2 protein-coding genes and 1 pseudogene are annotated in these 3,019 nt (G+C 60.8%); 1 reads left to right on the plus strand and 2 read right to left on the minus strand.

Features of this window, described 5'->3' with window-relative positions; translation table 11 throughout:
• Positions 1-189: 189 nt before the first annotated feature.
• On the minus strand, positions 190-636 hold the full coding sequence (locus FVP33_RS18755; protein ID WP_147785229.1) for a hypothetical protein: 447 nt from the start codon (positions 634-636) through the stop codon (positions 190-192).
• A gap of 105 nt (positions 637-741) precedes the next feature.
• On the opposite strand from FVP33_RS18755, the gene FVP33_RS18760 reads away from it, so the two are divergent.
• Positions 742-2,220, plus strand: coding sequence for a M16 family metallopeptidase (locus tag FVP33_RS18760; RefSeq protein WP_147785230.1), 1,479 nt, complete (start codon positions 742-744; stop codon positions 2,218-2,220).
• A gap of 584 nt (positions 2,221-2,804) precedes the next feature.
• Here the strand turns inward: FVP33_RS18760 and FVP33_RS18765 are convergent.
• Positions 2,805-3,019: pseudogene (locus FVP33_RS18765) on the minus strand (IS3 family transposase); the annotation flags it as partial.

Raw genomic sequence — 3,019 nt, forward strand, 5'->3', positions numbered from 1 at the left:
CGTCGACCATTGGAATCCGCCGCACCGCACTGCGAATTTCCTGCGGGCGGGTCATACGGACACGGCGACCGATCCGGTCCCACGCTTTCCAAGCGCTGCCTCCCGATAGCCGTTGCCGTCCCGCTAATGGACAGCAATCCGGCGATAATCTCCACTTGCGCATTCTCCGGTGCGAGGCGGAAGGGGAACTTAGTGGCCCTCTTTCTCGGCGTAAACGTTTCCGTGCCATCCGAATGGTCCGGCGGACGCCAACCTTGCCTCGTGTTCTGCCGTGTCTGCAAGTCGCCACCCGTAGGGTTCAGCGATAACGAAGCTCTCGCCGTCTTCCGCCTTGCGGGCCCGACTTGCCCCGAGCCCTAAGGTGAACACTTCCTCGTCAGTCCATGTGAGCAGCTGCTGAACCCACTCATCGGCATTGTCCGGGTATTCGTAGAGCCAGGGCTGGAACTTTCCCGACGAAGGGAGGTCGAGACGAACGCGAGCCCGTAATCCGTCTCTTACGGTTATGACAAACTCCACCGTTCCGTTACCTCCGCGGACATCAGTGATGTCGTAGTCCAGGGGCGAGGGTTCCGGAGTGCACCGACGCATACCGACACTCTGAAGGGACGCCACAATGTCTTCGTCCGAGATCACAAGGAAATCGTGACACATCCCGTCGGCTGCAGCCCGAATCTCGCGCTACGGCTTCCGGGGGGCGAATGCGATGTGAGTACTCCGTGTTCTGGGAGACTTGCGCTCATGGTCACCCAGGTCTCTCGCTCGAATGTCAATGGTGTGCGCGTGTACCAGGCGGATCTGCCGGGGGTCTGCTGCGGGACGTTGGTGTTTGGCGTCGGCAAGAGGAATGAGCCAGCGACCCTGTCGGGGATCACCCATCTGCTGGAACATCTCCTCTTTCGGCTTATGGAGCCGATCAGTGTCGAGCACAGCGCCGTGGTCAGCGACAATTCGTTGACTGTCTATGCGTCGGGTTCCGCGGATGAGGTGGGCCAATTCTTCAGTGACTTCACGCGGGCGATCGGCCGCCTGGGGGAAGTTTCCGAGCAGGATCTAAAGTTCGAGAAGCGCATCATCAGGATCGAGCATCCGAACAACTTCGATGAACCAAGCACCGGCCTGCTGACCTATCGGTACGGGTTGCACGGTGTCGGCCTGGCCAACTTCGGTGCCCCGTCCACGATGGACATGACCCGCCAGGAAGTCACCGATTGGGCTGCGCGGTGGCTTCATGCGGAGAATACCTCCTTGGCCTTCTCGCAGGCGCTGCCGGCAACTCTCGATCTTCGATTGCCGCGCGGGCCGGTCGCCCATACCGAGCAGCCAGAAGCGTTACTGGAGACCCCGGCGCTCGTCGCTTCAGCTAAGAACGGCGTGGCACTCTCGCTGCTCGTGCCCCGCGACGACGTCGATCTCCTGCAGATCGCCCTTAGACATGAACTCTTTATTGGCCTGCGACACCGCCGGGGACTGATCTACGACGTCGGGACCTTCACGACGCCAGTGGACGGGGAGTTGTCCGAGCTGGTCTTTGTCCTCGACCCGGAGGACAAGCACATCGACACCACGGTCCGGTTGGTGTCGGAGACGCTTAGAAGGATCGCCACCGCGGGGTTCGGCAAGGCAGCAACCGATAGCGCGCGCATCCACGGGAGCGCGCAGGCTCAGCGCACGTTCGCCGGTCTGGACTATCTCGACCGACTCGCTGAAGATGGCCTGCACGGCTGGTCGACCCGCTCACCCGAGCAGGGGTTGGAAGATGCCACAGAAGTGACCTCGGAGCAACTGACCGGGGTCCTTGTCGGCAGTGTCGCCTCGGTGATCATCGCTTTCAACGAAGGCACTTCTCTCAGCAAGAGGACCCTGAAGAGCCTTGCGCTCTCGGTGACGCATCTCACCCCGTGGCAACCAGTCGATGACGACTTTCCGCAGCCCGCCGCCAGCACCGCACAATCGACCTGGCGTGCCAAAGGCGGGAAGAGAACCCTGATTGTTACGGACACGAATCTGTTCAGCAGGGAAGCCGGGCGCACACGCCGAATTCTGTTCGAAGACATCGTGATGGCCGGCGACCGCTCCTGCGGATGCCTGACCCTTGTGGACTCGCAGGGGCGAAGCATCGAATTCCAGGCCGACAACTGGAAGCGCCTCAAAAGCCTGAAACGTCGCCTGATCGAGATCCTCGACCCCGCCCTGGTTCGAAGCTTCCCAAAGCACTAGCCGCGATCAAAGTAGGTCTTTCGTCACATGCGTCCGGAAGACGTTCGTATTGCGGGAATCTGACGTGCTCTCGATCCGACTACTTGCCCAGATTGCGGAGCGCTATCGTCCAATCCGTACCCGCTTGCCATTTCGCAGTGAAAGTATCCTCGCTCATCGCCTTCAAGTCCCTTTGAAGCTGATCCAACATCCACACGGCATCTTGCCCTGCGTCACCCCTCAACACCTCTTCGCCGGTATCCCGGCGGCGGATCACCGCGTCCTTCGTAGAAGGTGCGCCCAAGAGCAAACCCCCGGCTAAGAGCCCCATCACGTTCATAGCGACCGCGACGGCTCGGTCAACCGCGCTCAGCTTCGGCTCGATAGAAGCAACCCAGACGTCTGACGCACTGGCCTTCCGCATAAGACGAAGTCTGCCACTTGGCAGCTGAACGGCTCGCTGCCGCTCTCAGAAGAGATCTCAAGGACTACCCGGGTGGAATCTATGCGGCTTCACCGCTTCTTAGAGGCACTTTGATTCGGCCTGGGTTTAGTTCCTCGTTGCTTCCCTGTCTGGCGGGTGCCGGCTGGGACGATTCTTGGTCAGCGTAATACTCTTCCTCGACCTCGATCGGGGTGCGCAGGGCGAGTTCGCCGTGGAGGCGTTGGTTGTTCCACCACCACACATATTCCAGCGTCGCGAGTTCGACCTGCTCGACCGTTCGCCAAGGCCCTTGTCGGCGGATGAGTTCAGTTTTGTAGAGCCCGTTCACCGCCTCAGCCAAGGCATTATCGAAGCTGTCGCCGACGGTCCCGGTGG

Source organism: Lacisediminihabitans profunda (assembly GCF_008040105.1).
GTDB classification, from domain to species: Bacteria; Actinomycetota; Actinomycetes; order Actinomycetales; family Microbacteriaceae; genus Lacisediminihabitans; species Lacisediminihabitans profunda.